This window comes from Streptomyces sp. NPDC006643 (assembly GCF_042870175.1).
Taxonomy (GTDB): domain Bacteria; phylum Actinomycetota; class Actinomycetes; order Streptomycetales; family Streptomycetaceae; genus Streptomyces.
This window is the reverse complement of the sequence record NZ_JBIAHA010000001.1, coordinates 211,062-237,746: the sequence shown is the minus strand read 5'-3', so window position 1 is coordinate 237,746 and position 26,685 is coordinate 211,062. Positions and strand designations below refer to the sequence as shown.

The following is a 26,685-nucleotide window of genomic DNA, read 5'->3' as shown; positions in this document are numbered from 1 at the left end:
CTCTTCCCCTCTGTCCCTCCGACCATCTCCCTCCCCCCCCCCCGCCCCTGGGTGCGCGCGGACCGCGCGTACCCAGGGGCTTTCACATGCCGGGGGACAAGGGGGTCCACCAACTGGTGGACGCCAAGTTCAACCGGGTGAGGCTGTCGGCGGCACACCCCCGCCGATCAGCATGAACGCATGACGAATTCACTGGTACGTATGGCTCGTTGGAGCGCCGGACACCCCTGGCGCGCGATCGTCGGCTGGCTCCTCTTCGTGGTCCTGTGCCTGGGCGCCGGTATCGCGGCGGGCACCAACCAGGCCGCCACGGAGGACTACCGGGTCGGCGAGGCCGGCCGTGGCGAGGCGCTGGCGGCCGAGGGCGGCCTCCAGCAGCGCCCCGTCGAGCGTGTGCTGATCACCGCCGGTCCCGGCGGCGACCGGCTCGACCCGGCAGCCGCCGGCGCCGCCGCCAAGGACGTCGCGACCCGGATGCGCGCCCTGCCCGAGGTCCGCTCGGTGGCCGTACCGGTGACCTCCGCCGACGGCAGCGCCGTACGTGTCGACATCACCATGAACGGCCCCGAGCTGGACGGCAAGAAGCATGTCGACCCGCTCCTCGCGCAGACCGCCGAGGTCCAGAAGGCCAACCCGGACCTGCGGGTGGAGGAGACCGGATCCCCCTCCATCAGCAAGGGGGTGGAGAAGCTGCGCGGCGACGATCTCGCCCGTACCGAGATGATCGCCCTGCCCGTCACACTGATCACGCTGCTCGTCGTCTTCAGCTCCCTGGCGATGGCGCTCGTACCGCTGCTGCTCGCGCTCACCTCGATCGCCGCGGCCATCGGACTGTCGGGACTCGCCTCGCACGTCTTCCCCGACGCCGGCGTCGGCACCAACGTGATCCTGCTCATCGGTCTCGCCGTGGGCGTCGACTACACGCTCTTCTATCTCAAGCGGGAGCGCGAGGAGCGCGCCAAGGCCGGCGGCCATCTCACCCCGCAGGCCGTGGTGGAGCTGGCAGCCGCCACCTCGGGCCGCGCGGTCGTCCTGTCCGGTCTCGCCGTCGCCGTCTCCAGCGCCACGCTGTTCCTCGCCGACGACGTCATCTTCTCCTCGATCGCCGTGGGCGCGATCGTCGTGACCCTGGTCGCCATCATCAGCTCGCTGACCGTGCTGCCCGCCCTGCTGGTGAAGCTGGTCCAGCGCGCGGAGCGGCGCGCCGTACGCAAGGAGGCGAAGGCGACGGCCCGCGGTGAGTCCCCGCGCGCGGCCAAGGAGCGCAAGCCCGGCGGAGGCCGGTTCACCGCCGCCGTACTGCGCCCCGTCGCCAAGCACCCCGCCGCCGCGCTGACCGTCACCCTCGTGGCGATGCTGGCCCTGGCCGCCCCGGCGCTGGGGATGAAGCTGACCGACATGGGCCGCGACACCCACTCGCGCGACATCGTCGCCATGCAGACCTTCGACCGCCTCAACGCGGCCTACCCCGACCTGAAGTCCATGCACCAGATCCTGGTACGCGCGGATGCCGAGCGCTCGCCGGAGGTGACCGCCGCGCTGCGCACGCTCGCCGGGGACATCGAGGGCGACCCGCGGATCGTCGGCACCCCGAAGCTGTCCATCTCCGAGGACAAGCGGATCAGCATGCTCCAGATCCAGGTGCCGCATTACGTGCACACCGAGCAGGCCCAGTCCTCGCTCAAGGACATCCGCGACACCTACCTCCCCGAGACGGTCGGCAAGGTCGCCGGCACCCAGACCGCCGTGACGGGTGACATCGCCCGCTACACCGACTACCCCACCCATCAGAAGCAGAAGCTGCCGCTGATCATCGCCGCCCTGCTGCTCGTCACCTTCGCCATGACGGTGTGGGCCTTCCGCTCCGTGGTCCTCGGTCTCGTCGGCATCCTGCTCAACCTGCTCTCGGCCGCCGCCTCGATCGGCGTCCTGGTCCTCTTCTTCCAGAACACCTGGGCCGAAGGGTTCCTCGACTTCACCTCCACCGGCACGATCGGCTCCCGGGTGCCGCTGTTCCTCTTCGTCATCCTCTTCGGGCTGTCGATGGACTACCAGGTGTTCGTGATCAGCCGGATCAGGGAGGCCGCCATGAACGGCGTACCCACCCGCAAGGCGGTGCTCGACGGGATCAGCAGCTCGGCGGGTGTGGTCACCGGCGCGGCCGTCGTCATGGTGACGGTCTTCGCGAGCTTCGCGGCCCTGCATCTGATCGAGATGAAGCAGATCGGCTTCGTCCTCGCGGTCGCCGTCCTGCTCGACGCCTTCGTCATCCGGATGCTGATCCTCCCCGCCCTGATGCTGCTGCTCGGGGAGGCGAACTGGTGGCCGTCGCGCATGGCCGCCGGGCCGAAGCCGGCCGAGGCGATCACCGCGAACCGTCCGCTCCAAAACGTAAACTGACGCCATGAGCCGGCCGCAGCCCAACGACCGTTCCTTCACCCCCAGGTTCCACTTCTGGAACACCGTCTCGTGGATCGTCTTCGGCCTGGCTCCCACCGCCATCGCCGTGCTGGACGCCCAGGACACCAAGAAATACTGGTCGTTGGGACTGCTGGCCCTGATCTCCGGCTGCTACGCGCTCGTACTGACGGCGCCGAAGAACCGGGTCCTGCGCCCCGAGGTCTATCTGTTCGTCCTCGCCCTCTTCCTCGGAGCGCTCTCGTATCTCCTGGGCGGATCCGCCGCCTTCTACATCGTCTCCCTGCCGCAGTTCTGGGCCTTCGCGCGCAGCCCGCGCTCCGCGATCGTGCTGAGCGCGGTCGGGGCGGTGGCGGCGATCTCCGGCGGCACCCTGCGACAGGGGTGGAGTCCTCAACTCCTCACCGGAAACGTCGTGTTCACAGTCATGGGATGTGTCGGCGGGGCCGCCCTCGGGCTGTGGCTGCACCGCTTCGTCGGGCAGAGCGACGAGCGCACCGAGCGGCTGCGGGTCGAACTCGACGAGGCGCAGCGGCATTTGGTGGAGGCGTATCAGCAGCAGGGCGCCACCGCCGAACGGGAGCGGATCGCCCGCGAGATCCATGACACCCTCGCCCAGGGCTTCGCCTCCATCCTCGTGCTCGCGGAGGCGGCCCGCGGCAGTCTGACCGAGGCGCCGGAGCGCTGCGACCAACAGCTCGTGTCCATCGCGCAGACCGCCCGCGAGAACTTCGCCGAGGCGCGGGTGCTCGTCGGTTCCGCGCCGCAGAGCGGAGTCGCCGCCGGGACGGTCGCCACCACCCTGCGCCGCACACTGGACCGGTTCGTCCAGGACACCGGGCTCACGGTCAGCGCGGAGCTGGCGGACGTCGAGTGCGACCAGACCACCCGGATCGCCCTGCTGCGGTGCGCCCAGGAGTCCCTCGCCAATGTGCGCAAGCACTCGGGCGCGGCCACGGTGGGCATGGTCCTGGCCGAACTGCCCTACGGCATAGAGCTGGAGATCACCGACGACGGCCGGGGCTTCCTGGTCGAGGAGTCCCAGGGCTTCGGCCTGGTCGGTATGAGCAAGCGGCTCGCCGAACTCGACGGAGAGCTGACCGTCACCAGCTCTCCCGGGGCCGGCACCCGCGTCCTAGCCATGATTCCCACGAACAGTCAGGACTGACATGTCCGATCCGAGCACCTCCAGCGCTCCGGCCGCTCCGGCCGCTACGACTTCTCCGGCCGGTCTGGGTTCCTCGCCGGCTCCGGCCGCTCCGGCCGAACAGACCGATGGCCTCCGGGTGATCGTGGTGGACGACCACGCCGTGATGCGCGCCGGAGTCATCGCCCTCCTCGCGCCCGAGCCGTCCATCACCATCGTCGGCGAGGCGGACAACGGCAGGGAGGCCGTCGCGCTGGTCGAGGCCCTCGCCCCCGATGTCGCCCTGGTCGACCTGCGGATGCCCGTGCTCGACGGTGTAGCCGCGACCGAACGCATCATCGCGGGACCCGCCGCGACCCGGGTGCTGATCCTCACCACGTACGACACTGACGTGGAGATCGAACGCGCCGTCGAGGCCGGAGCCATCGGCTATCTCCTCAAGGACACCACCCGCGAACAGCTCGTCGACGCCATCAGGGCGGCGGCCCGCGGCGAGACGGTCCTCGCCCCGAAGGTCGCCGAACGCCTGGTCGCCCGGATGCGCCGGCCCACCCAAGTGGCCCTGACCGGACGGGAGATCGACGTACTGAACGCGGTCGCCGACGGCCTGTCCAACGCCGACATCGGCCGGCGTCTGGTGATCGGCGAGGCCACGGTCAAGACCCATCTGCTGCGGGTCTTCGCCAAGTTGGACGTGAAGGACCGTACGCACGCCGTGATGGTGGCCCTGGAGCGAGGTCTGCTCGTACGGCCATCCAGGGATGCCACCCGCTGAGCCGAAAGCAACAGGTCCGCACGTTTTCCTGTGAAACTCCTGTGAGTTGATGGTCAGGTGTGACGCGTTTGTTTTGGGAACGCACCCTTATGTGATCCACATGTCCCTCGCTTATGCTCCGAGCAGGGGGGCGCAGGTGATCGTGACAAATGGGGGAAGAGATGGCGCGGTTCCGCAGGTTTTTACGCGAATCGGAAGAACGGCGCGAGGAGGGGAGCGCACATCCTCCGGACGCCGGTCATCAGCTGCCCGTGCCCCGCCTGGGCCGGGTGATCCTGCTCGCCGCACTGCTCTGCTACGTCAGCATCACCATGCTCAACATCCTCAGTGCCCACACGTCGGCGGAAGAGGAAGCCGCCGCACTGATCGGTCTCTTCGTCATCTTCGCGCTGCAACTGGTGCATTCCAGACCGGGCGCGAGCACGGTCGCCGTGCGCCGGAAGATCCTCACGCTCGGCATCCAGGCCCTGTTCACCTATCTGCCGCTTCTCGTGTTCAAGTCCCAGTGGGGCTCGATGGCCGGATTCCTGGCCGGGTCGCTCCTGCTGCTGCTTCCCACGAAGTCGGCCTGGATCATGTACGGGGCGGTGGGGGCCAGCATGCTCGTACCGCCGATCCTCACCGAACGCTCGGTGGTCGACACGTTCTACTTCGTACAGTCGACGCTCCTCACCGGGGTCGTCGTCTACGGTCTGACGCGGCTCGTGGACGTGATTCACATGCTGCACGAGACCCGGGGCGAACTGACGCGGGTGGCGGTGACGAAGGAGCGCCTGCGCTTCGCGCGCGACCTGCACGATCTGCTCGGCTACAGCCTCTCCGCGATCACGCTCAAGGGCGAGTTGATCCACCGGCTGCTCCCGGCCCACCCGGCGCGGGCGAAGACGGAGGTGGAGGACGTCCTGGCGATGTCGCGGCAGTCGCTCGCCGACGTCCGCGGGGTCGCGAGCGGATATCGCGACATGTCCCTGCGGGACGAGATCGGTTCGGCGGAGTCGGTGCTGAACTCCGCCGATGTACGGGTCAGCGTCCGGATGCGGATCGGCGCGGTGAGCCAGGACCTGGACACCGTCTTCGCGACCGTGCTGCGTGAGGCGGTCACCAATGTGCTGCGGCACAGCCATGCCTCGCACTGCGAGATCGTCGCCGACCGGGACGGTGAGCTGATGACGCTCTCGGTGAGCAACGACGGTGTACGGCCCGGCTACCGCGATCCGTCGCCGCACAGCGGTTCCGGCCTCGGGAATCTGGGCCGCCGGCTGAGCGCGGTGAACGGCACGCTGGTCGTGGAGCAGCGCGGCGACGCGCGATTCCGGCTGACGGCGTCGGCCCCCCTCGGCGGAGCCGAAGGCGCCTCGCAGCGGCAGGACGGGAATCGGACGGCGGCCTGATTCCGACGCTGTGCGGGCCGGTTGATAGGCTCCGGGTTGTTCGATCGCAACTGCATGGGGGCATGGCAGTGATCCGAATATTGCTGGCCGAGGACATGAACATGGTCCGGGGCGCGCTCGTCGCGCTGCTGAATCTGGAGAGCGACATCGAGGTCGTCGCCGAGCTGGAGCGGGGCGACAAGATCCTTGAGACGGCGCTGACGGTCAAGCCCGATGTCGCCCTCATCGACATCGACCTGCCGGGACTCGACGGGCTGAGCGCCGCCGTCCAGATCCACGAACAGCTGCCGGACTGCCGGACGTTGATGCTCACCAGCCTCGGCAGGCCCGGCGTACTCCAACGGGCCCTGACGGCGGGAGTGTCGGGCTATCTCCTGAAGGACGAGTCGCCGACGGAGCTGGCGCACGCGATCCGGCGGGTCGTCGCGGGCCACCGCGTCATCGACTCACGGCTGGCCCTCGCCTCGTGGAACAGCGCGCAGAACCCGCTGACGGAGCGGGAGACGGAGGTGCTGCGGCTCACCGCCGAGGGTCTGGAGGCGGTCGAGATCGCGGCGGAGCTGCATCTGTCGTCGGGCACCGTACGCAACTACCTCACGACCATCGTTTCGAAGCTCAACGCCCGCAACCGCATCGACGCCATCCGTCTCGCGCGGGACGCCGGCTGGCTGCTCTGACGGCGGCTCGGCCTTCGGGCTCTCGGTTCTCGGGTCTCGGCTCCCGGTCGGCTTCCGGTCCTCAGCCGTCCGCCCAGACCGCCATCCCGGCGGCGGCCAGATAGCACAGGACGGCCTCCGTCACCTGGGGCGGCAGGGGCAGGGCGGCCGAGGCCGCCTCGTGGGTGACGGGCCAGGCGAGGAGCGCCACCACCATGGCGGCCTCCGGCCTGTGCAGTACGACGCGGTGCGCGGAGGTCGTGGCCTCCAGCGAGAATCCGGACGGGAGCGACGTCAGGACGGCGGTGTCCGGCAGACGCATCGGCTTGCCGCCGGTGAGCCGTACCAGCGTGAAACGGGCCGCGGGTTCGACGGGGAACACGGACAGCAGCGGACCGCCCAGGTCGTCCACGCCGAGCGTGCGCACGATCAGATGGGAGAGGCCGGTGAGCACCGGCACGAGTATCGCGGGCGTGTCGTCCTTCGGGCGGTCGTCGGGATGCCCGGGCAGCGCGTTGGCGAGCAGGACGGGGCCGAGTTCCATGCGCCGGAGCGCTTCGAGTACGAGGGGGCCCGGCCGTTCCAGCCGGTTCACGCCCCAGGGGCTGGAGAGGATCAACCGGTCATCGCGAGCGGTGCGATGAAGTACGACGTCCTCGGACAGTGACCAGAGGTGGAGGGTGGCGATCCCCGGGGACAAGGGGCGCATGTCGTGCCTTTCGATCTGAGAACCAGGTCCGGTGCCCAGCCTCGCCTAGGGGGTGTCTTGTCGATCAGGCCGGGCTCGCGTGCCCCGGTGCCGCGCCTCGCCGCGTTGTCGTCGGTCGGCATGGCTCCGCCATGCCTCCCTCCTCCGCCTTGCGATCCACAGCACCGGACCCCGCTCACTGATCCGGCCTGATCGACAAGACACCCCCTAGGCGAGGCTGGGCACCGGCGCGTCCAGGATCGGGTCGCAGGTGAGGACCCAGCGATGCAGTTCCTGAACCCGGCGGGAGGGTTCGATCCCCAGCTCCCGTACGGTGACGTCGCGCAGTTGCCGGAAGACCTTGAGAGCCTGGGACGTCCGACCGCTGCGGTACAGCGCGAGCATCAGCTGGGCGTGCAGATTCTCCTGCAAGGGATGACGACAAGTCAGCGCGGTCAGTTCACTGATGACATGGGCGTGCCGGCCGAGCCGCAGATCCGCCGCGATCCTGGCCTCCACGGCGGCCAGCCGGATCTCGTCCAGCCGCAGGGCCTCGGCACGCAGGACGCCGCCCTCGCGTACGTCGTCAAGGGCGCGCCCGCGCCACATCGCGAGGCCGTCGGTGAGCAGCCGGGTGGCCTCCTCGTCGTCGCCACGAGCCAGCAGATGCGTGGCCCGCGCCACGATCGCCTCGAAGTTCCGCGCGTCCACGTAGAGGTCGGGCGCGCCCAGCCGGTAACCGGTGTGGTCACGGCTGAGGATCTCCTTCGACCCGGCGCCCCCGCCGCCCGGCGCGAGCGACACCGCGCCCGCGATGCGCTGCCGCAGCTGCTTCACATAGGTCTGCACGGCCGCGGCCGGCCCGGTCGGCGGCCGTCCCGCCCACAACTCCTCGGCGATGGCCGACATCCCCACTTCCCGCCCCGCGCTGACGGCGAGCAGGGCCAGCAGCTTCCGCTGCTTCGTGGCACTGGGCACGATCGTGATTCCGTCCACCTTGACGACGAGTGGACCTAGCAGCCCGATCTCCAGACGCGTCATGCTGATTCCTTCCACCGCGAGTGCCATCGAGCCTGGCATTCGGAGCGGGACCGGCGGTAGTGACGACGCCACGAGTACGCGTGAATACACCAGGCCCGGAACATGAGCAGGTCATACGCCGAAGGCGGAACCGCGCCCGGCACCGCTTGCCGAGACTCTTCGAACACGGCGGTTCCGTGGCGTCCGGTCACACCGAAGGCCCCTGAAATGTTCGACCCGTTGACCCGGCCGGTGGCGGTTTCGCCGACGCGGCTCCGGGGATGGCGGCGGTGGCCTCGGTGTGGTGCTGGAGATGGAGCGGCCTGCCTCGCGCGAGATGGCCTGCCGCAGCTCCATCGCCCGCCACATGGGCTGACGGCTAGTCTGATCATGATCACTCCAGCGTGGCCGGGTGCCGCCACCGTCACCGCCGTCCGAGCGGGTACGCGAGGAGTAAGCCCCGGGCCGCCGACGGGGGACGCACCGACCGGGACCGCCTGATCCCCCGCCCGCGGCGCCGCCGCGACACGGACGAGGGAGCCTCAGAGCGCGCGCACCCGCCGAGCAGCAGCCCGATCACCGCGAGGAATCCGAAGCACGACGGTATGGCCAACACGGTCAGGCAGCCACGCTGTTCGGTCACTGCGTCTCGCTCGCGCGGCGTGGCCACTCGTCACGGGTGTAGCAGTCGTAGTGCAGGCCGGCATGGTCAGCGCCTTCAATGCAGCGCTGCACTGAATCCGTGCCCGGCCGGGGGATCCAGCACAGCCCCGGGATGTGCACCCGCTCGGCGGGCATGCCCGGCAGTCGCGTCATCGTCTGCTCCCCCTCTCCTCACGCACCAGGCGTGCCGCCCCCTGGCAGTAACTGCCGTCCGTACGCAGGGCGCACGTGGTGCACGAGTCCGCGTGGGCCAGGAGCGCCTGCCACGGATCCGTACGCGGGAACACGCCGTCAATCGCGTCCACCTCGGCGACCCCAGTGACGGTGACGCGCTGCCGGTACGGGGCGCCCGACGGCCGCGAGCGCACCGACGCAGTCCACGCCGCGCTGCTGGCGCTCCGTCAGGGACTCCACGGGCGGCAGCTCGACGAGCGCCCCCTCGGGCGGCGCGCTCACCGCCCGGTCCTCTGCACGAGGCGGGTGAACGCGGTCAGGCGGGAGGCTAAGAGCGTCTCCTCGGCCGGGCTCACGTCCAGGGGCCGCAGCCGGGAGGCGGGCCAGCCCCAGCCCCGGTAGTAGACCTCGGGGGCAGGCTCAGCAGCAGGGGTGAATGTGCTGGTCGCGGTAGCCATGTCCGTGACCGTACGACTGACTGTTTCTCAGGATCAGGCGTGTTTCGCGATGTTTCTCACTTCGAGTCTCGTGTTGCCACGTGTTGCTCAGGCGGGGGTAACGGCCGTCCTGGCGCGGGCGATTATCCGGTGAGCGTCTCGTCCGCTGACCGCGCTTGAGGCGAGCGTGTCCCAGACCTTCCGGTACAGGGCGATGTCCTCCGGGGAGTCCAGCCACATCTCGGCGTGCCAGGTCTCGGCGACGACCAGGCGGTCGTCGTGGATCCAGAAGTCGTCACCCGCCGCGATTCGTACGGTCGCCCCCAGGGGCACGATGCCCAGCTCCACGGTCGACAGCCCGTTCACGGACATCAGCCGGTCCAACTGGTCAGCGAGGACCATCGGCGAGCAGATACGCACGTGGAGCGCCGATTCCCAGAGGAGCACCTTGTACTGCTTGCCGCGCGCGTACAGGCCCTCCTGACGGCGCATGCGGGACGCCACGCCGCCCTCGACATCCCGTACGGCGCTGTGCAGTTCGGCGTAGCTGGTCAGCACGGCGCGCGCGTACTCCGGGGTCTGGAAGATCCCCGGAACGACGGACGCGGAGATGCCTCGGAGCACCGTGGTCCTCTCATGCTGGGCGCCAAGTGCGTCCTGGACCGCGCGGTGGCCGCCGGCGAGCTGCCGACGCCACGAACGGTACGTCGATTCGAGCCCGGCGAGGCGGCCCTTCAGCTCGGCCGCAGCTTCGGGCCGGCCGACGCCGGTGGCCCACGCTTCCAGGTCCGCAATCGAAGCGGTCTGCTTGCCGTTCTCCAGCTTGCTGACCTTCGAGGGGGCCCACCCACACATCGCGGCGAGCCCGCGGACAGTGAGCCCCGCCTCGGTGCGCAGCTCGCGCAGCCGCGCACCGAGGGCGACCCTGGCCTGCTGGTAGTCAGTGCTCACACACGGAACGTACCCGCGCGGTGAAATCCTTGTGCGTGCGGGCGTGGTGCCAGGCTGCGTCGCGGGCCTGGCACGCTCGTACGACGTCCTCTGGGGTGGTGCTCAGCTCCATGCGGCGTGAGGCGTCATCCCAGTTGAAGCGGGCCAAGACCCGGGAGTCGAACAGCCAGAAGTCGAACTCGGGCAGCCCGTGCTGTACGGCGTCCGATCGCAGCATGAAGCGGATGTCCTCGCCGGCCGCGAGGTTGTCCGGTGTCGTGGCCAGGAGGTACCTCTGCCCGTCCGTCGGCGGCTCGTCAACCAGGCGAACTCGCTCGATCCGCTTGCCCGTTGCTGTCTGCTCGCGCACGTTCACGAACCACGGGCCGTTATCTCGCGGCGGATCGATTCCGGCGAGGAACCGCTGGTACTCCTCGGTGCTCTCGTCGCGAGAACCTCGGGGTCGGTGACCGTGTATCCCTGTACCAGGATTTCGCCTGTCGCCTCGTCCTCGTACAGCGTTGGGCACTCACCGCTCTTGCTGTTGGTTCCGAGCATCCGCAGTTTGCGGGTCATGGGATGCCCCTCTCGGTCGTGAGGCCGGCCGTGTGTGGCGGGTGTGGTGTGACGGTAGCGGTGGGTTCGAGAAACACGCAGCGGCCGGCGGCGGCGTAGAGATCGGCGAGGGTGCGGGTGGGAGGATCGGAGCATGGACACCGCGAAACTCGAACTCGCAGCCCAGCGCTACAGAGAGGCCGAGCAGGCCCTCGAAGCCGCACACACCGACCTCCAGGCCGAAGCCGTCGCAGCACTCCAGCAGCCCGACGCGCAAGCTGCCGTCGTCCACATCACCGGCTGGACACCCGAGTACCTGCGGGGCCTACTGAAGGGCGCAGAAGGGGAAGGCGCATGAACGAGATTGCTGACGGCCTACCGAAGGAGTCGTGACAGTGGCGAAGATCGAACTCACCGACGAGTTGATCGCCCTGGAGCGCGCCGCAGTTACCGTCGTACGGCACCCCGACGCCTGACCCCACTGGACACCCACAGCGTGGACTGCCGCTCCGAGGAGTCGCGGGAACTGGTTGCACGCGCGGAGAAGCGAGCCCGCCAACTCGCCTGATAGCACGCACGACAAAGGCACCCCCTGCTCCGGCCTGAGCCGGAACAGGGGGTGGGCGCCTTCGCAGAGGGTCAGTCTTGACACGGCCGTGCAGGATGCGAGCCAAGGATCTTGAGGATGTTGTGGGCGGCAACGCCGAAACGTTCGGCTTCTTCGCTGCCCGGCTGGACCGCTCGGCCATTAGCGACCCCGGCGATGATCTCAGCTTGAGTCGCGATGGCCCGCAAGACGTTTTCGGCCCCCCGCTGTTGGTCTTCAGTCCACTGCTCATGTTGCCGTCGGTTGCGGAGCGCTGATTTGAGCCTGTCGATTTCGCGCTGCTGCTCCACGATCAGTTGCGTGTTGCCTGCGGCGTGGAAAAGTTGAGTACGGAGGCACTTCTCAGAGCAGTAGACGGTTTCGTGCTGCGGCCCTTTGTTCGCCCCAGGTGCTCTGGCGTCGCCCTGCTCGTGAACTCGCAACCAACCGCGTCGACAGCGTTGGCCGCAGTTGCCGCACATTCTCTCGGTGATCTCAGGCATGGCACCTCACTCGATCGCCCTGAAGCGAGACTACGGCCAGCGACTGACAACGCTGGGGCTTCGTGTTACGGCTCCAGGGGGAAACTCGTGCACGCCGGATCGTCCAGGCACTCACCCAGCTCGTCCCGCGCTTCCTTGTTCGACTGCTGCAATCCCTCGAAGTAGCGATCGGTGTAGTCACTCTCCGGCAACCCCTTGCACGCTTCCGGCTCCGGATCGCTGTCCACCTCCGAATCCCAGTCCGAGGGGCGGGCGCTGATGGTGTCGGCCCACGCCTTTACGCATGCCGCGCGCGCCTCCTCGGTCGACAGTTCCGGAGTCTTCGTCACCGTTACCGTGACTTTTGCCGGTTCCCTGCCATCCGAGCTGGAGCAGGCGGTGAGTGTGGCGAGCAGCAGAACGACGCCTATCGCTGCGGTGGTTGTACGCATGGTCCCCCCCACGGGCATGGATCGTGAGGAGCATCATCCGACCCGTGCAGCCCTCGTGAAGGCGGTGTAGCGGAACGGTGACCTACGGGTACTGGCGTCGTGTTGGGTCCAGACCTAGCGCCTGCGGTTCCGGCCCCGGTTCGGGCGCGCTGTCCCGCCGGCACACCAGCCCGTCCGGGTCACCCGGTGGCGGCTGAAGCGAGTACCGTCAGGGCACGTCTGCCCGTCCGCCCCGTCGCGGCCATCAGCCCCGTCGGCGCTGTCCGCCTCTGGTGGCCCGGCCGGCCCGGGCTCACCCTGCGGACCAGATGGCCCCGGCTCACCCACCCCCGCCGCGCCGTCCTGGCCGGGAGCCCCCGGTTCCCCGGGCTCGCCAGAACCGTCTGCCCCGTCGTCACCGGGCATGCCCTCCGGCCCGGTCGGGCCTGTCGGCCCCTGCTCGCCCTGTTCCCCGGTGGGACCGCGCGGGCCGACCGCACCCACACCGGGCTCGCCGCGAGACCCGGGCGGCCCCGCGACCGGCTTCCCACCGAGCCGCTGCACCTGCGCCGCAAGTTGATGCCGCGCCTCGTTCGCCGTACGCAAGTCGTCCGACATGCCCTGCACCAGGATCACCAGGAACGCGAACCCGGCCATCAACAGGCAGGCCATCAGCCCGTATCCGAGGTCCGCCCGGCGGCGGCGCGTCCTCCCGCCAGCCCCGGTCCTCCGTGGCCCTGCCGGGCGGTGGCCTCGGCATGGTGTCGGACATGGAGCGGCCTCACCCGCGTCTTCGCTGGTGAGGCTATGTGTGCGCCCCCGGCAGGACTCGAACCTGCGGCCAAGCGCTTAGAAGGCGCCTGCTCTATCCACTGAGCTACGGGGGCCGAAACGTGGCCTCGGTGGCCCGGAGTGCCGAGGGGCGCTCCGTGCGGTCCGTGACCTGTGCCGGGACAAGGATAGGGCTCCGTTCACCCTGGCCCGGTTGCTTCACCTGCGTGGCACGATGTGGAGGTTCGGTGAAGCGAACCGATAATCGCAGGCAGGTGCGATTCCCGCAGTGCTTTTCGCGCCTGAAGCTACGGGTGTTGTGCACTCGTTATGCCTGTGCCCCACTCGTCCCGTCTGTCCCCCGCGCCTGACCGGCGCGCAGGAGATGTCTATACGCTTCAAAAAGGCGCCAAAGTTGGGCATTCTTCGCATGTGGTGACCTTGGACGTACGGCCTCAGCTGATCGACGCACTTTCCGCGCTGCGCGACCGTGTCGCCGCCGTGCGTCTTCCACTCCCTCTCGACGGGACTCCGCGTGCCCGGCAGACCAGGGAGGAACTCCTCGCGCAGCTCGACGACTATCTGGTGCCGCGGCTCCGGGACCCCGAAGCGCCGCTGCTCGCCGTGGTGGGCGGTTCCACCGGCGCGGGGAAGTCGACGCTCGTCAACTCCCTTGTGGGGCGGCGGGTCAGCGAAGCGGGCGTGCTGCGGCCCACCACCCGTACCCCCGTACTGGTGTGCCACCCCGACGACTGCCACTGGTTCGACGGCGTACGGGTCCTTCCGCAGCTGACCCGCGTCTGGCTGACCCAGCAGGAGGAGGACGGCGGGGCCGGGGCCTGGAGCGGGGACGACGAGCACGCGCTGCGTATCGACACCGCCGTGGCACTGCCCCGCGGCCTCGCGCTGCTGGACGCGCCCGACATCGACTCGCTCGTCGTCAGGAACCGCGTGCTCGCCGCCGAGTTGATCTGCGCGGCCGACGTGTGGGTGATGGTGACCACCGCGACGCGCTACGCCGACGCGGTGCCCTGGCATCTGCTCCGTACGGCGAAGGAGTACGACGCATCGCTCGTGACCGTCCTGGACCGGGTGCCGCACCAGGTGATTGACGAGGTGTCACGCCAGTACGCGGCGCTGCTCACCAAGGCGGGGCTGGGCGACGTACCCCGCTTCACCATCCCCGAACTGCCCGAGTCGGCGGGCGGCGGCAGCGGACTGCTGCCCACCACCGCCGTCGCGCCGCTGCTCGACTGGCTGACCCACCGGGTGCGGGACCCGGCGGCCCGCCAGCAGGCCGTCGTCCGTACGGCGGCGGGCGTCATCGGCTCGCTCAATGTGCGGATGCCGGAACTCGCGGGCGCCGTCGCCGCGCAGTACGCCGCCGCCGTACGTCTCACGGGCGCCGTCGAGGAGGCGTACGCCGCCGAGCGTGAGCGGGTACGCGGGCGGGTCAAGGCCGGTGCCGTGCTCGCCGGGGACGCGCGGACCCGCTGGCGCGGCCATCCGAGGGACAGCTCGGCGCGCGAACTGCTCGACTCCCTGGTCGAGAGCCTGGCCGCGCTCCTCCAGTGCGCCGTCGCCGCCGCCGACGAGCGGGTCGCCGAGGCGTGGCGGCGCGAGCCGGCGTCGGCGGCGGTCCTGACGCCGGGGCCCGACCGGGAGGTGTCCGAGCGGATCGGGATGGCCGTACGGCGCTGGCGGCGGGTCGTGGAGGAACTCGCCGAGGAGGAGGTTCGGCTCCTCGAACGCAACGCGGCGCCCGACGCCGAGACGGTCGCCGCGCTCCTGGCCGCCGCCCTGCTGGGCGGCCACCGCACCCGGGTCGCGGGGGAGCGGCTCGCCGAGCGGATCGGGGCACAGGGCGCGCTGCGGCTGCGCGACAAGGGCGGCGACCTGGTGGCGACCTACATCGACGACGTACTGCAATTCGAACGGGACCGGCGGCTGGCTCCGCTGGACGCGCTCGACGTGGCGCCGGAGCCGCAGGCGGAACTCATCGCCGCGCTGTCCGTACTTCAGAAGGAGATGTGACCGAGATGGCGGACACGACGGACGTGACGGACGTGACGACACTGCCGGACGGGCCCGGCGGGCCCGCCGGGACCGGGGCGGCGCCCGCGACAGGAGTGGCCGGCGCGAACGCCGAGGCGGACGGTGCGGGGCGGCGCTGGGACGACGGCCTTATCGCCCGGCACGCGGCCGGCCGCAAGGCCGCCGGCGCCTCGGGCGTCACCGTCGGGGTGGCGGCGGTCGACGGCGCCGACGGCACGGCGGCGGACCAGGCCGACCTCCACCAGCCCATCGGCGGCGCCTACGAAGGACCGCTGCGCGTACGGCTCGACGCCCTGCGCGAGTTGGTGGGGCTGTCGCGGACCCGGATCGAGGGAACCACGCTCGCCGAGGCCGGACGGGTGCTGGACGAGGCGTCCACCCGGCAGCGGCTCTCGTCACGGCACACCGTCGTGGCCATCGCGGGTGCCACCGGCAGCGGCAAGTCGACCCTGTTCAACGCCCTCGCGGAGGTGCCGATCTCGGAGACGGGACTGCGCAGGCCGACCACGTCCGCGCCCATCGCCTGCGTCTGGTCCGAGGGCGCCGCCGGGCTGCTCGACCGGCTCGCCATCCCCGGGAGGCTGCGTCGCAGGCCGCTCGCGGGCGGCGACGGGGACGAGGAGCTGAAGGGTCTCGTCCTGGTCGACCTGCCCGACCACGACTCCGCCGTCGTGGCGCACCGCGACCAGGTCGACCGGGTACTGGCCCTGGTCGACGCGGTCATCTGGGTGGTCGACCCGGAGAAGTACGCGGACGCCGCGCTCCACGAGCGCTATCTGCGACCTCTCGCCGGCCACGCGGAGATCACCTTCGTCGTGCTGAACCAGATCGACCGGCTGCCCGGCGAGGCCGCCGACCAGGTGCTGGACGATCTGCGCAGACTGCTGGACGAGGACGGCATGGCGCTCGGCGAGCACGGCGAGCCGGGGGCCACCGTGCTGCCGATCTCCGCGCTCACCGGCCAGGGTGTGGGCGAACTGCGCGAGTTGGTCGGCCGGTTCGTGCAGGAGCGCAACGCCGCGGCCCGGCGGCTGTCGGCCGACGTGGACGCGGCGGCGAGGCGGCTGCGGTCGGTGTACGTCGCCGACGGGCGCACGGGCCTCGGCGAGCGCTCCCGCGAGGAGTTCGGCGAACGGCTCGCGTGGGCGGTCGGCGCGGTGGCCACCGGCGAGGCGGCCGAGCGCGAGTGGCGCAGGAACGCGGGACGCGCGTGCGGGACGCCGTGGCTGCGGCTGTGGCGCTGGTACGAGCGGACCCGGACGCCCGGTGGCACCGCGCCGCGCGCCGAGGTGATCGTGGAGGAGGAACTCACCGCCCGGCAGCGGGTCGAGCAGGCCGTCCGTACGGTCGCGGAGGACGCGGCGGCCGGGCTGCCGAGGCCATGGGCGCAGGCGGTGCGCGAGGCGGCGGTCCGCGGCGCCGTCGGGCTGCCGGAGGCGCTGGACGAGCTGGCCGTGACGGCGGGGCCGCCGAGCGGGCGCCCCGCGCGCCCCGCGTGGTGGCCGGCGGCGGTCCTCGCGCAGGCGTCCATGACACTGCTTCAGATCTACGGCGGGCTGTGGCTGGTCGGCCAGATCATCGGCGTCCTCCAGCCCGGCATCGTGCCGCCCGTGCTGGTGATGCTGGCCGGGATCATCGGCGGGCCGCTGGTGGAGTGGGCGTGCGCGGCGGCGGCGCGGGGACCGGCGAGACGGTACGGGCAGGACGCCGAGCGGCGGTTGCGGGAGGCGGCGGCGGGGTGCGGGCGGGCCAAGGTGCTCGATCCGATCGCGGCGGAGCTGATGCGGTACCGGGAGGTGCGGGAGCAGTACTCGACGGTGTCCGGCCTGACGAGATAGCTCCGCGGGGGCGGCAGGTGGGGGCGGGGCTCGCGGCTTGGGGCTTGCGGCTTGGGGTTGCGACCACGTACGGGTGACGGAGTTGTCCACAACCGGCGAGTAATCCACAGGCGTCGGCGGGGATTTCTTTCCGGGTCCAGCATGAGGGAGTGGTCGGCCGACGGGGCCGGGAGATCGGGAAAACGGGGAATCGGGGGCTGTCATGAACGACACCATGGTGACGCTGGTGGGAAACGCGGCGACGGGGGTGGACTACCGGGAGACACCGACGGGTGGGGTGGCGCGGTTCAGATTCGCGGTGACCCCGCGCCGCTGGGACCGCCGCAATTCGGTCTGGACGGACGGGGGTACGAGCTTCTACACCGTCTGCGCGTGGCGGAGTCTGGGGGCGAATCTCACCGCCTCGGTCAATGTGGGTGATCCGCTGGTCGTGCACGGCAGGCTGCGGGTGCGGGACGAGGCGATCGACGGGCAGCGCAGGACGTTCGTGGACATCGACGCGGTGTCGATCGGTCACGATCTGACGTGGGGGACCTCGGCGTTCAAGCGGGTGGCGCGGGCGAACCCGGCGCTGACGGAGCGTCCGGCGGATCTGTTGGCGGCGACGTCGGCCGCGAAGGCCGCCGGCTCCGGCTCCGGCTCCGGTGCGGGAGCCAGTACGAGTACGAGTACGGGCGCGGTCGGCAAACCGGTGCATACGCAACCGTGGCTGTCCGAACAGGACGAGTCACCGGCGCCGGCCGGGGCGGTCGCCGGGCCGACCGGACCGCTCTGACCGGGGAGTTGTGGAGATTTGTCGATAGTCGAACGACTTCGAAGGTGTGAGCGGTAACGATTCCGATTCGGAACGGTTATCGGAACGCACGAACGGGCATCGGCGGTCTCCTCCATCCATAGGATTCCCGAGTACTCATGGGGCACTTGAGTCTGCTGGCGAGGCAATCCCCCCACGCGTCCCAAGCGGAGGACCTCGCCCGGAGGGATAAATCTGTGTTGTCTGCGTTCTTTGCTCCAACCGCTCGAAGGCGGGGCGCCGCCCGTCTCGCCGCCTCGCTGGCCGTCTCGGGTCTTGTCGTCGCGGGCTCCCTGGCCGGCGCGGGTGCGGCCGTGGCCGACGACACGCTCCAGCACCGGGGCGGCGCCGCCGCCACGCTCGACGGCCTCATGACGTTCGACAAGGCGGTGCTCACCACCGACGGCGAGAAGCGTGAACTGCCCGCCGGGCTCTTCGAGATGACCGTCGACGGCGGCGGCAAGCTCAAGACGTACTGCATCGACATCCACAACCCCACCCAGGACCAGGCGAAATATCTGGAGACCCCCTGGGCGCAGACCTCGCTCGGCGCGAACAAGAACGCCGGGAAGATCCGCTGGATCCTCCAGAACTCCTACCCCCAGGTCGACGACCTCGCGGCGCTCGCCGAGGACGCCGACACCGGGCCGCTCACCGCGCAGACCGCCGCCGCCGGTACGCAGGTCGCCATCTGGCGCCACTCCGACAACGCGGACGTCGACGCCGTGGACCCGCAGGCCGAGAAGCTGGCCGACTGGCTGGAGCGCGGCGCCGACCATGTCGGTGAGCCCAAGGCCTCGCTCACCCTGGAGCCCGGCGCGGTCTCCGGGCGGAGCGGCGAGCGCATCGGCCCGGTCACCGTCCGTACCGACGCCGACAGTGTCGCGGTGTCCCCGCCCGCCGACGCCGCCGCGATGGGCATCGAGATCACCGACAAGGACGGCGAGCCCGTCACCGAGGCGACCGACGGCACACGGCTCTACTTCGACGTCCCTGAGAACGCGGCCGACGGCACGGCCGCGCTGAGCGTGCAGGCCACCACGTCGGTGCCGGTGGGCAGGGCGTTCGCCGGGGTCACCAAGAGCCAGACACAGATCCTGGCCGGCTCCAGCGAGTCCACGGTCTCGGCGGCGGCCACCGCCACCTGGGCCGCGAAGGGCGCGATACCGGCGATCACCGCCGAGAAGAACTGCGCGAAGGGCGGGGTGGACGTCACCGCGGCCAACACGGGCGACGAGCCGTTCTCCTTCACGCTCGCCGGTCAGCAGTACGCGGTCGAGGCCGGCAAGTCCAGGACGGTCACGGTGGCGGTCGCCGAGGACCAGGCGTACGACTTCACGATCACCGGACCCGGTGGCCTCACCAAGAACTTCCAGGGCGTTCTCGACTGCCGCACGACCGGGAACCCCGGCCCGCCGGCCGACGAGACCACCACCCAGCTGGCACCCGCCACGGCGGGGGGCGGCGTGGGCACGGACGGTCTCGACCTGGCCGAGACGGGCACGTCCAACGCCACCCCGATCATCGGGGGCGTCGCGATCGGGCTGGTCCTGATAGGCGGCGCGGCGGTCTTCTTCTTCCGTAAGAAGAACGACCCCTCCACCGAGGACTGACCGGGCCCCTCACGGCCCCTCACGGCCTCTGACCGGCACGGCGCCGGCCCGCGCGGACCGCGCGGGCCGGGACGGTCTGTCCGAGGCCTGGACAACCGGTTTCTCCCCAGGGAGGGACGTGCGGCAAGATGGTTCCATCTGCCCTCACGCGGTGGAGCCGCACATTGGCCCTTCTCGATCTGCCGGACGGTTTCTCTTGGCTGAGTACATCTACACGATGCGCAAGACGCGCAAGGCGCACGGCGACAAGGTCATCCTCGATGACGTGACGCAGAGCTTCCTGCCCGGCGCGAAGATCGGTGTGGTCGGCCCCAACGGCGCCGGTAAGTCCACCGTGCTGAAGATCATGGCCGGGCTGGAGCAGCCGTCCAACGGTGAGGCGTTCCTGACGCCCGGGTACTCGGTCGGGATGCTCCTCCAGGAGCCGCCGCTGGACGAGACCAAGACCGTCCTGGAGAACGTCCAGGACGGCGCCGCCGAGACCATGGGCAAGCTGAAGAGGTTCAACGAGGTCGCCGAACTGATGGCGACCGACTACTCCGACGCCCTGATGGACGAGATGGGCAAGCTCCAGGAGGACCTGGACCACGCCAACGCGTGGGACCTGGACACCCAGCTGGAGCAGGCCATGGACGCGCTGGGCTGCCCGCCCGGCGACTGGGCGGTCACCACCCTGTCCGGTGGTGAGCGCCGCCGTGTCGCGCTCTGCAAGCTGCTGCTCGAAGCGCCCGACCTGCTGCTGCTCGACGAGCCCACCAACCACCTGGACGCCGAGTCCGTGCAGTGGCTGGAGCAGCACCTCGCGAAGTACCCCGGCACCGTCGTCGCCGTCACTCACGACCGGTACTTCCTCGACAACGTGGCCGGCTGGATCTGCGAGGTCGACCGCGGCCGGCTGCACGGCTACGAGGGCAACTACTCCAAGTACCTGGAGACCAAGCAGGCACGTCTCAAGGTCGAGGGCCAGAAGGACGTCAAGCGCGCGAAGCGGCTCAAGGACGAACTCGAATGGGTCCGCTCCAACGCGAAGGGGCGCCAGGCCAAGTCCAAGGCCAGGCTGGCCCGTTACGAGGAGATGGCCGCCGAGGCGGACAAGATGCGGAAGCTGGACTTCGAGGAGATCCAGATCCCGCCGGGGCCGCGGCTCGGCAATGTCGTGGTCGAGGTGGAGAAGCTCTCCAAGGCGTTCGGCGACAAGGTCCTCATCGACGACCTGTCGTTCTCGCTCCCGCGCAACGGCATCGTCGGCGTCATCGGCCCCAACGGCGCGGGCAAGACCACGCTGTTCAAGATGATCCAGGGCCTGGAGCAGCCGGACTCCGGCGAGATCAAGGTCGGCGAGACCGTCGCGATCAGCTACGTCGACCAGGGCCGCGCCAACATCGACCCCAAGAAGTCGCTGTGGGCCGTCGTCTCCGACGAGCTGGACTACATCAACGTCGGCCATGTCGAGATGCCTTCGCGGGCGTACGTCTCCGCGTTCGGCTTCAAGGGCCCCGACCAGCAGAAGCCGGCCGGTGTCCTGTCCGGCGGTGAGCGCAACCGCCTCAACCTGGCGCTGACGCTCAAGCAGGGCGGCAACCTGCTGCTCCTCGACGAACCGACCAACGACCTGGACGTCGAGACCCTGTCGTCGCTGGAGAACGCGCTGCTGGAGTTCTCCGGCGCGGCCGTGATCATCTCTCACGACCGCTGGTTCCTCGACCGCGTCGCCACGCACATCCTGGCGTACGAGGGCGAGTCCAAGTGGTTCTGGTTCGAGGGCAACTTCGAGTCGTACGAGAAGAACAAGGTGGAGCGGCTCGGCGCCGACGCCGCCCGGCCGCACCGCGCCACCTACAAGAAGCTGACGCGAGGCTGACATGGCCCGCCACCACTACAGCTGCCCCATGCGCTGGTCGGACATGGACGCCTTCGGGCACGTCAACAACGTCGTCTTCATCCGCTATCTGGAGGAGGCGCGGATCGACTTCATGTTCCGCCTGGCGCCGGGGGAGGGCTCGCCGTCCTTCTCGGGCGGGTCCGTCGTGGCCCGGCACGAGATCGACTACAAGCTGCCGCTGGTCCACCGGCACGAGCCGGTGGACGTGGAGCTGTGGGTGACGAAGATCGGCGCGGCGACGCTCACGATCGCGTACGAGATCAAGGACGAGGACCAGGTGTACGTACGGGCCTCGACCGTCATCGTGCCGTACGACCTCCAGGCGGGCCGGCCACGGCGGATCACGGCGGAGGAGAAGTCCTTCCTCCTGAAGTACCTGGACGACGCGGAGGCTCTCGCGGCATGACGGCGACGACCGTACGGGCCCTGCGGCTCGCCGACACGGCGGAGGCGGCGGATCTCGCCGCCTTCCTCGGCCGGCTGATCCGCTACGACCGGGCGGCGGCGGTACGTCTCCAGGTGGGCGGCGGGGCCGTGGCGGTGTTCGGGCGGCCCCCGGCGTTCGAGGTCCTGGCGATCCGTACGGGCCGGCTGCGTGCGGACGCCACCTCGGCGGAGCTGGATGTCACCGTGTCGGCCGGTGAACTCCTCGAAGCGATCGACGAGTCGACCGGCGGCTTCGCGCTGCCGGCCGCCGTCACGGGCCCTCCGTGGACGGGGGTGCTGCCGCCACGCGGCGGCTGGCAGCGGATCCCCGGCCTGCCGGGACCCGCCCGGCTGCGCCAGGAGATCGCGGCGGCCGTCGCCGAATTCCGCACCCGCGACGAGGCGTTGCCCGAGGCGCACCGCGACCGCGCCGAACGGGACAGAATCGGCCGCGAGATCTGGTCCCGCCCGGTCGCCGACACCCCCCTCCCCCTGCGCGCGGTCCACGCGGCGCAGTCGGTGGGCTTCCTGCGCCCGATGCCGGAGAACGCACCGGTGGCCCTGCTCGGCACGGCCACATGGCTGCGCCTGCGCACCCCGTACGGCTCGATCGCGGTCCGCCCGGCCGGCACGGCCGGCATCACCGGCCTGAGCGTGACCCCGACCTGAGCGGCCACACGTGCGACGGCCGGGCCCGGGGCGGCTCCGGACCGGCTCGGTAGGACGAACAGCCCCTGGCGGGCCCAACTCCCTTGAGACGCGAGCCTTTCCGCAGATGTCCGGTCGGTGGGACTGCGGCGCGGGGTTGGCGTACCCGGTCCGCCCGGCCGGGCCGTTGCCGGCCTGGGGCCCATCGGGTGCCGGTGGGCCAACTCCCCTGAGGCGTGGGCGTTTTCGCCGGGTGCCGGCCGTGGCGCTACGGGCCGACCGTCCTGGGGCGGGGCTGTCGCCCCGCGAGGCGTGGTCCGCTCCGGCGGGAACTGGTCGTGGCGTGCCGTGCGGTGCGTCGGACGGAGTTGTCCGGGCGGTGAGACTGCTGCGCGGGGTTGGCGTACCCGATGCGCCCGGACGGGCTGTGGCCGGGGGCGGGCCCGCACGGCGGGTGTCGGCGGCCCCGCCCGGCGGGTTAGTCGGGTGGGGTGTCCGGCCAGACTCCTATGTGGTCCTGTTCCAGTTCCAGCATCACCCGGTGTTCCATGCCCAGCGCCTTCGTGTACTCGGCGGGGAGCTGGAGGCGGCCCGCGCGGTCGAGCATCGCGTATTCGCGGGCCACCACCGACTCCTGGCCCGTCGTGGCGTCGACCTCCGTGCGGCGCAGGACCTCCGAGGAGGTGCGGCCGTCGCGGATCGCGACCGTGCGGCGGACCTCGGACGCGACCTCCTGGTCGTGGGTGACGATCACGATCGTCGTGCCCAGCTCCTCGTTCGCGCGCCGGAACGCGGCGAACACCTGCTCCCCGGTCGCCGAGTCCAGCTCACCCGTCGGCTCGTCCGCCAGCAGCACGGAGGGCGAGTTGGCGAGAGCCACGGCTATCGCGACGCGCTGTTGCTGGCCGCCGGACATCTGGTGCGGGCGGCGGTCGCGGCAGTCCGCGACGTCCAGCATCGTCAGCAGCGACTCCGCCCGCGCGGCGCGCTCCGCCCGGCGGCCCCTCCCGCCCGAGCCGCTCAACTGCATCGGCAGCGCGACGTTCTGACCGGCCGTCATGTACGGGAGCAGATTCCGGCCGGTCTCCTGCCAGACGAAGCCCACCGCCTCGCGCCGGTAGCGCAGCCGCGCCTTCGCGTCCATGGCCAGCAGATCGCGGCCGGCGACCTTCGCGGCGCCGGCCGTCGGGACGTCCAGGCCCGCCAGGATGTTCATCAGCGTCGACTTGCCGCTGCCGGACGCGCCCACGAGGGCCATCAACTCGCCCTCGGCAACGAGCAGATCGAGCCCCTGGAGGGCCTGCACCTCCACCCCGTCGGCGGTGAAGATCCGCACCAGCCGGTCGCACGCGATGAGCGCGTCGTGCCCGTACGAAGGGCGGTCGCGGTGGGTGCCCGCGCGCCGCTCCAACTGCTCCAGCGTCACCGGGGACCCCGTCGACGATGTCATCGGCTGTCTCCTGCCCTGAGTTCGTTGATCGATCCCCGCCGTCCCGCCCACCACGCCTGCACGACCGACACCGCCGCGGCGAGCGCCAGCACGCCCACCGCCGGCAGCACCAGCGACCACGGATCGGCGCGGAGCGGTGCCCCGTCCAGTGTCACGTCCGATGTCGCGGTGAGCGCCAGCCGTACGAGATCCACCCCCGGCGCCAGCAGTACGACGGTCGCCCAGCCGACGAACGCCCCGCCCACCGCCGCGAGCAGCGCCTGCGGCAGGACCTCCAGGGCCAGGAGCCGGCGGCCCTGGCGTCTGGTGAGGCCCATGGTGCGCAGCCGCGCCAGCAGCGTGAGGCGTTCGGGGGCCGTCTGCGACAGCGAGAGCAGCAGGGCCAGCAGCGCGTAGCCCGCGCCCGCCGCGATGGCCGCCGCGTAGATCCGCTCGGCGCCCTCCTGCATGGGCGTGTTGACGAACGTCTTCCGCTCCTCGGCGCGCAGCTTCACAGTGAGGGGGGTACGTGTCCGCTCGCCGAATCCGGCGACCGTGCGGCGCAGCGCCGCGCCGTCCAGCTCGGCCCCCGTGACCAGCAGGGTGGTCGGCGCGCGCTGTGTCAGGTCGGCGGCGTTCACCAGGAGGTACTCGGCGCCGGGCGCCGCCGGGGTGTTCGAACGGATCGCCGCCACCCGCACCTTGAAGTCCCCGGCGGGCGACTGGATGTCGCGCGGCCCCTCACCGAGCCGTTCGGCGATGGCGGGCGAGGCGATGGCGGGCAGTACCCGGCCGGCGTCGGACCCGCCGTCGCGTACGCCGCCCCCGCCCACGGACTTCAGCGCGTCGGCCGGGAACTCGCCGAGCCCGGTCTGCCGGGCCAGCTTTGTGTACGCCTTCGGCTCCACGCCGATCATGGTCACGCCGAGCGCCGTCCGGAAGCCCTTGGCGTCGGACGGGAGCGGTACGCCGTACTCGATCCGTACGGCGGTCACCTCCCCGACACCGGCGCTCTTCCGTACGACCGGCGCCAGCCCGTCGGGCAGCACCGGCGACGAGCCGACGACACTGACCCGGGCGTCCGCGCCCGTCGCGAGCACGGCGGCCCGCTCCCGGGCGCCGTCGATCCCGGCGAGCACGGAGCCGCCGAACGCGGCGGTCGTCAGCGCGATGAGCAGGGCGAGCAGCGGCAGCGCGCCCGAGGACGCCGCCCGGCCCGCGCGGGCCAGCGAGAGGAAACCGACGGCGCCGCGCAGCCGTCCCGCCGGGCGGCCGGCCAGACGCAGCGGCAACGGATACAGCCGTACGAGGACGAGCGCCGCGATCAGCCCCACCAGCACCGGCGCGGAGCTGACCAGATAGTCCACGTCGTCGACCCCGCCCGTGCCGCCCGTGCCGCCCGTGCCGCGCCGGCGCAGCGCGACGACCGCGCCGATCGCCAGGGCCAGCAGGGTCAGTTCGGCGATGGTGCGGCGACGCGACGGCCTGGCCTGTACGAGATCGTCGCGGCCCCCGTGCGGCCGGGGCCTGCGGTGCCGTACGACCGCCAGGACCGGCAGCGCCGCGCACGCCGGCAGGCACACACCGCCCGCGGCGGCCACGGCGGGCAGCAGCCGGGCCTCCGGAACGGTCAGCACGGCCAGCAGCAGACCGGCCGCCGCCGCGGGCACGGCGATCACCGCCGTCTCGGCGAGCAGCCGGCCGCCGATCGCGCGCAGCGATCCGCCGCGTGAGCGCAGGAGGGCGAGTTCGGCCTGCCGCCGTACGGCCGACAGACCGCCCGCCATCACCAGCACGACGGCCGCCACGGCGCCGATCCCCAGCGCGGCGACGCTGACGACCGGGGCGATGGCCGACCGCATCGAGCGGTGCGCGGCGACGATCTCGTCAAGTCCCGTCGTCACCACGGCGGAGGGTCCGACCAGCGTCGGCGCGCGCAGCCGGGTCAGCTCGGGGCCGTTCTCCAGGGAGGCGATGCGCGACGCGAGCGCCGGCGCGTCGCGCGCGGTCAGGGCCGCGGCGTCCGGGGCGATCCGCCAGTACGTCTGGGGCTCGCCGGTGGTGCCGAGCAGCACGGGCGCGGCGTCGGGCGCCAGCAGCAGGGAGGCCCGCCAGTAGCGCGGAGGCGGCACGTCGCTGGTCGGCTTGGTGACGAGGACGGGGGAGCCGAGGGTGGTCTCGACGGCCCAGTAGCTGTTCGCCGGGTCCCGGGGGACGATGATCCCGGTGATCCGTACGGCCAGCTCGTCCCGGTCCACGCCCGGTATGTGCACCACCGAACCGACCTTGATGCGCAGCGACTTGGCGGTCTCGGCGGTGACCGCCGCCTCCACCTCCCCGGTGCGCTCCGTCACCGCGCCGTCGGCGCGCGGGAGCCGCCCCTCGCGGAGGGTGGAGTGGCGGTCCAGACGCGCCTGGGCGGCGAGGGTGAACATCGGCGGCAGATTGTCGGGCGCGGGCAGCCAGGCGTCGGTGCCCTCGACCGGCTGGGAGGTCCGTACGCCGTACGCGGAGGCGCCCTCGTCGGCCCGCACCGGCGCCGGCAGACTGCCGGTGATCTTCCGCTGCGCCTGTGCCACCCAGGCGCCGCGCAGGGCCTCCTCACGCTGCGCCTGCGGCACACCGAGGCCGGGCGCGCGGGTGCTGACCTCCAGGACGCTCTCCGTGGCCACGGCCGAACGGATGTCGTGGCGCAGGCCGTTCGTCTCGTAGGCGTCGACGGAACGGGGGAAGGCGGCGGCGAGATACGCGGTCAGCACGACGAGCACGAACATCGCCGCGGCGCCCCCGGGCGCGGTCCGCAGCCGGGTCCGCACCCAGGGCGCGACGATCCGCGCGGGGCGCCGGTCACGATCGGCGGGGACAGGTGCGCTCATC

General features: G+C 71.1%; 25 protein-coding genes and 1 tRNA gene. 13 read left to right on the top strand and 13 right to left on the bottom strand.

Annotation, left to right across the window (positions count from 1 at the left end; genetic code table 11):
- Positions 1 to 180: 180 nt before the first annotated feature.
- The 5 genes from ACFYNU_RS00970 to ACFYNU_RS00950 all read left to right on the top strand — a co-directional run bounded on the left by ACFYNU_RS00970 (position 181) and on the right by ACFYNU_RS00950 (position 6,408).
- On the top strand, positions 181 to 2,400 hold the full coding sequence (locus ACFYNU_RS00970) for an MMPL family transporter (protein ID WP_356589855.1): 2,220 nt from the start codon (positions 181 to 183) through the stop codon (positions 2,398 to 2,400).
- A gap of 4 nt (positions 2,401 to 2,404) precedes the next feature.
- Positions 2,405 to 3,586 carry a sensor histidine kinase gene (locus ACFYNU_RS00965; RefSeq protein WP_356589857.1) on the top strand — a complete coding sequence of 394 codons (1,182 nt, stop codon included), beginning with the start codon at positions 2,405 to 2,407 and terminating at the stop codon, positions 3,584 to 3,586.
- A 1-nt stretch (position 3,587) separates the two neighbouring features.
- Positions 3,588 to 4,340, top strand: coding sequence for a response regulator transcription factor (locus ACFYNU_RS00960; protein WP_356589859.1), 753 nt, complete (start codon positions 3,588 to 3,590; stop codon positions 4,338 to 4,340).
- A gap of 251 nt (positions 4,341 to 4,591) precedes the next feature.
- Complete coding sequence (locus ACFYNU_RS00955; RefSeq protein WP_356589861.1) at positions 4,592 to 5,731, top strand: histidine kinase; 1,140 nt, start codon at positions 4,592 to 4,594, stop codon at positions 5,729 to 5,731.
- 62 nt (positions 5,732 to 5,793) lie between these two features.
- The gene (locus ACFYNU_RS00950) at positions 5,794 to 6,408 is read left to right on the top strand and encodes a response regulator transcription factor (protein ID WP_356589863.1); all 615 of its coding nucleotides are present in this window, start codon (positions 5,794 to 5,796) and stop codon (positions 6,406 to 6,408) included.
- 61 nt (positions 6,409 to 6,469) lie between these two features.
- Here ACFYNU_RS00950 and ACFYNU_RS00945 read toward each other — a convergent pair whose 3' ends face one another.
- From ACFYNU_RS00945 to ACFYNU_RS00910, 8 genes are all read right to left on the bottom strand, one after another.
- Positions 6,470 to 7,096 carry an NADH oxidase gene (locus ACFYNU_RS00945; protein WP_356589865.1) on the bottom strand — a complete coding sequence of 209 codons (627 nt, stop codon included), beginning with the start codon at positions 7,094 to 7,096 and terminating at the stop codon, positions 6,470 to 6,472.
- A 207-nt stretch (positions 7,097 to 7,303) separates the two neighbouring features.
- Complete coding sequence (locus ACFYNU_RS00940; RefSeq protein WP_356589867.1) at positions 7,304 to 8,116, bottom strand: AfsR/SARP family transcriptional regulator; 813 nt, start codon at positions 8,114 to 8,116, stop codon at positions 7,304 to 7,306.
- A gap of 618 nt (positions 8,117 to 8,734) precedes the next feature.
- On the bottom strand, positions 8,735 to 8,911 hold the full coding sequence (locus ACFYNU_RS00935) for a hypothetical protein (RefSeq protein ID WP_356589869.1): 177 nt from the start codon (positions 8,909 to 8,911) through the stop codon (positions 8,735 to 8,737).
- Positions 8,908 to 9,126 carry a hypothetical protein gene (locus tag ACFYNU_RS00930; protein ID WP_356589871.1) on the bottom strand — a complete coding sequence of 73 codons (219 nt, stop codon included), beginning with the start codon at positions 9,124 to 9,126 and terminating at the stop codon, positions 8,908 to 8,910. Before ACFYNU_RS00930 ends, ACFYNU_RS00935 begins: the two co-directional genes overlap by 4 nt.
- An 84-nt stretch (positions 9,127 to 9,210) precedes the next feature.
- Entirely contained in the window at positions 9,211 to 9,390 is a 180-nt protein-coding gene (locus ACFYNU_RS00925; protein ID WP_356589873.1) for a hypothetical protein, read from the bottom strand.
- An 87-nt stretch (positions 9,391 to 9,477) separates the two neighbouring features.
- Positions 9,478 to 10,320, bottom strand: a complete 843-nt coding sequence (locus ACFYNU_RS00920; protein WP_356589875.1) for a helix-turn-helix transcriptional regulator — start codon at positions 10,318 to 10,320, stop codon at positions 9,478 to 9,480.
- Entirely contained in the window at positions 10,310 to 10,708 is a 399-nt protein-coding gene (locus ACFYNU_RS00915) for a DUF6879 family protein (protein ID WP_356590029.1), read from the bottom strand. The genes ACFYNU_RS00920 and ACFYNU_RS00915 overlap by 11 nt, the downstream gene beginning before the upstream one ends.
- The gene (locus tag ACFYNU_RS00910) at positions 10,672 to 10,875 is read right to left on the bottom strand and encodes a hypothetical protein (RefSeq protein ID WP_356589877.1); all 204 of its coding nucleotides are present in this window, start codon (positions 10,873 to 10,875) and stop codon (positions 10,672 to 10,674) included. The genes ACFYNU_RS00915 and ACFYNU_RS00910 overlap by 37 nt, the downstream gene beginning before the upstream one ends.
- A gap of 133 nt (positions 10,876 to 11,008) precedes the next feature.
- On the opposite strand from ACFYNU_RS00910, the gene ACFYNU_RS00905 reads away from it, so the two are divergent.
- On the top strand, positions 11,009 to 11,212 hold the full coding sequence (locus ACFYNU_RS00905; RefSeq protein ID WP_356589879.1) for a hypothetical protein: 204 nt from the start codon (positions 11,009 to 11,011) through the stop codon (positions 11,210 to 11,212).
- 281 nt (positions 11,213 to 11,493) lie between these two features.
- On the opposite strand, the gene ACFYNU_RS00900 is transcribed toward ACFYNU_RS00905, so the two are convergent.
- The 3 genes from ACFYNU_RS00900 to ACFYNU_RS00890 form a co-directional block, all read right to left on the bottom strand.
- Positions 11,494 to 11,943, bottom strand: a complete 450-nt coding sequence (locus ACFYNU_RS00900; RefSeq protein WP_356589881.1) for a hypothetical protein — start codon at positions 11,941 to 11,943, stop codon at positions 11,494 to 11,496.
- Between the two features lie 65 nt (positions 11,944 to 12,008).
- Positions 12,009 to 12,374 carry a hypothetical protein gene (locus ACFYNU_RS00895; RefSeq protein ID WP_356589883.1) on the bottom strand — a complete coding sequence of 122 codons (366 nt, stop codon included), beginning with the start codon at positions 12,372 to 12,374 and terminating at the stop codon, positions 12,009 to 12,011.
- A 793-nt stretch (positions 12,375 to 13,167) separates the two neighbouring features.
- A tRNA-Arg gene (locus tag ACFYNU_RS00890) sits at positions 13,168 to 13,240 on the bottom strand.
- Positions 13,241 to 13,565: 325 nt separating this feature from the next.
- Here ACFYNU_RS00890 and ACFYNU_RS00885 point away from each other — a divergent pair.
- The 7 genes from ACFYNU_RS00885 (at position 13,566) to ACFYNU_RS00855 (ending at position 22,400) form a co-directional block, all read left to right on the top strand.
- Positions 13,566 to 15,158: a dynamin family protein gene (locus tag ACFYNU_RS00885; protein ID WP_356590031.1), complete on the top strand. Its 1,593-nt coding sequence runs from the start codon at positions 13,566 to 13,568 to the stop codon at positions 15,156 to 15,158.
- Positions 15,159 to 15,163: 5 nt separating this feature from the next.
- Positions 15,164 to 17,017: a GTPase gene (locus tag ACFYNU_RS00880; RefSeq protein ID WP_356589885.1), complete on the top strand. Its 1,854-nt coding sequence runs from the start codon at positions 15,164 to 15,166 to the stop codon at positions 17,015 to 17,017.
- A gap of 202 nt (positions 17,018 to 17,219) precedes the next feature.
- A complete protein-coding gene (locus ACFYNU_RS00875; RefSeq protein ID WP_356589887.1) occupies positions 17,220 to 17,792 on the top strand; it encodes a single-stranded DNA-binding protein in 573 nt (190 codons plus the stop codon).
- Between the two features lie 137 nt (positions 17,793 to 17,929).
- Positions 17,930 to 19,423, top strand: coding sequence for a Cys-Gln thioester bond-forming surface protein (locus ACFYNU_RS00870; protein WP_356589889.1), 1,494 nt, complete (start codon positions 17,930 to 17,932; stop codon positions 19,421 to 19,423).
- Between the two features lie 196 nt (positions 19,424 to 19,619).
- Positions 19,620 to 21,284 (top strand): energy-dependent translational throttle protein EttA, encoded by a 1,665-nt coding sequence (gene ettA, locus ACFYNU_RS00865; protein WP_356589891.1) that lies wholly within the window; start codon positions 19,620 to 19,622, stop codon positions 21,282 to 21,284.
- A 1-nt stretch (position 21,285) separates the two neighbouring features.
- Positions 21,286 to 21,711 carry a thioesterase family protein gene (locus ACFYNU_RS00860; protein ID WP_356589893.1) on the top strand — a complete coding sequence of 142 codons (426 nt, stop codon included), beginning with the start codon at positions 21,286 to 21,288 and terminating at the stop codon, positions 21,709 to 21,711.
- Positions 21,708 to 22,400 (top strand): hypothetical protein, encoded by a 693-nt coding sequence (locus ACFYNU_RS00855; protein WP_356589895.1) that lies wholly within the window; start codon positions 21,708 to 21,710, stop codon positions 22,398 to 22,400. Before ACFYNU_RS00860 ends, ACFYNU_RS00855 begins: the two co-directional genes overlap by 4 nt.
- A gap of 457 nt (positions 22,401 to 22,857) precedes the next feature.
- Here the strand turns inward: ACFYNU_RS00855 and ACFYNU_RS00850 are convergent, their stop codons facing one another.
- Both ACFYNU_RS00850 and ACFYNU_RS00845 read right to left on the bottom strand, forming a co-directional pair.
- The gene (locus ACFYNU_RS00850) at positions 22,858 to 23,829 is read right to left on the bottom strand and encodes an ABC transporter ATP-binding protein (protein WP_356589897.1); all 972 of its coding nucleotides are present in this window, start codon (positions 23,827 to 23,829) and stop codon (positions 22,858 to 22,860) included.
- Positions 23,826 to 26,684 carry an FtsX-like permease family protein gene (locus ACFYNU_RS00845; protein ID WP_356589899.1) on the bottom strand — a complete coding sequence of 953 codons (2,859 nt, stop codon included), beginning with the start codon at positions 26,682 to 26,684 and terminating at the stop codon, positions 23,826 to 23,828. The genes ACFYNU_RS00850 and ACFYNU_RS00845 overlap by 4 nt, the downstream gene beginning before the upstream one ends.
- Between the last annotated feature and the right edge of the window lies 1 nt (position 26,685).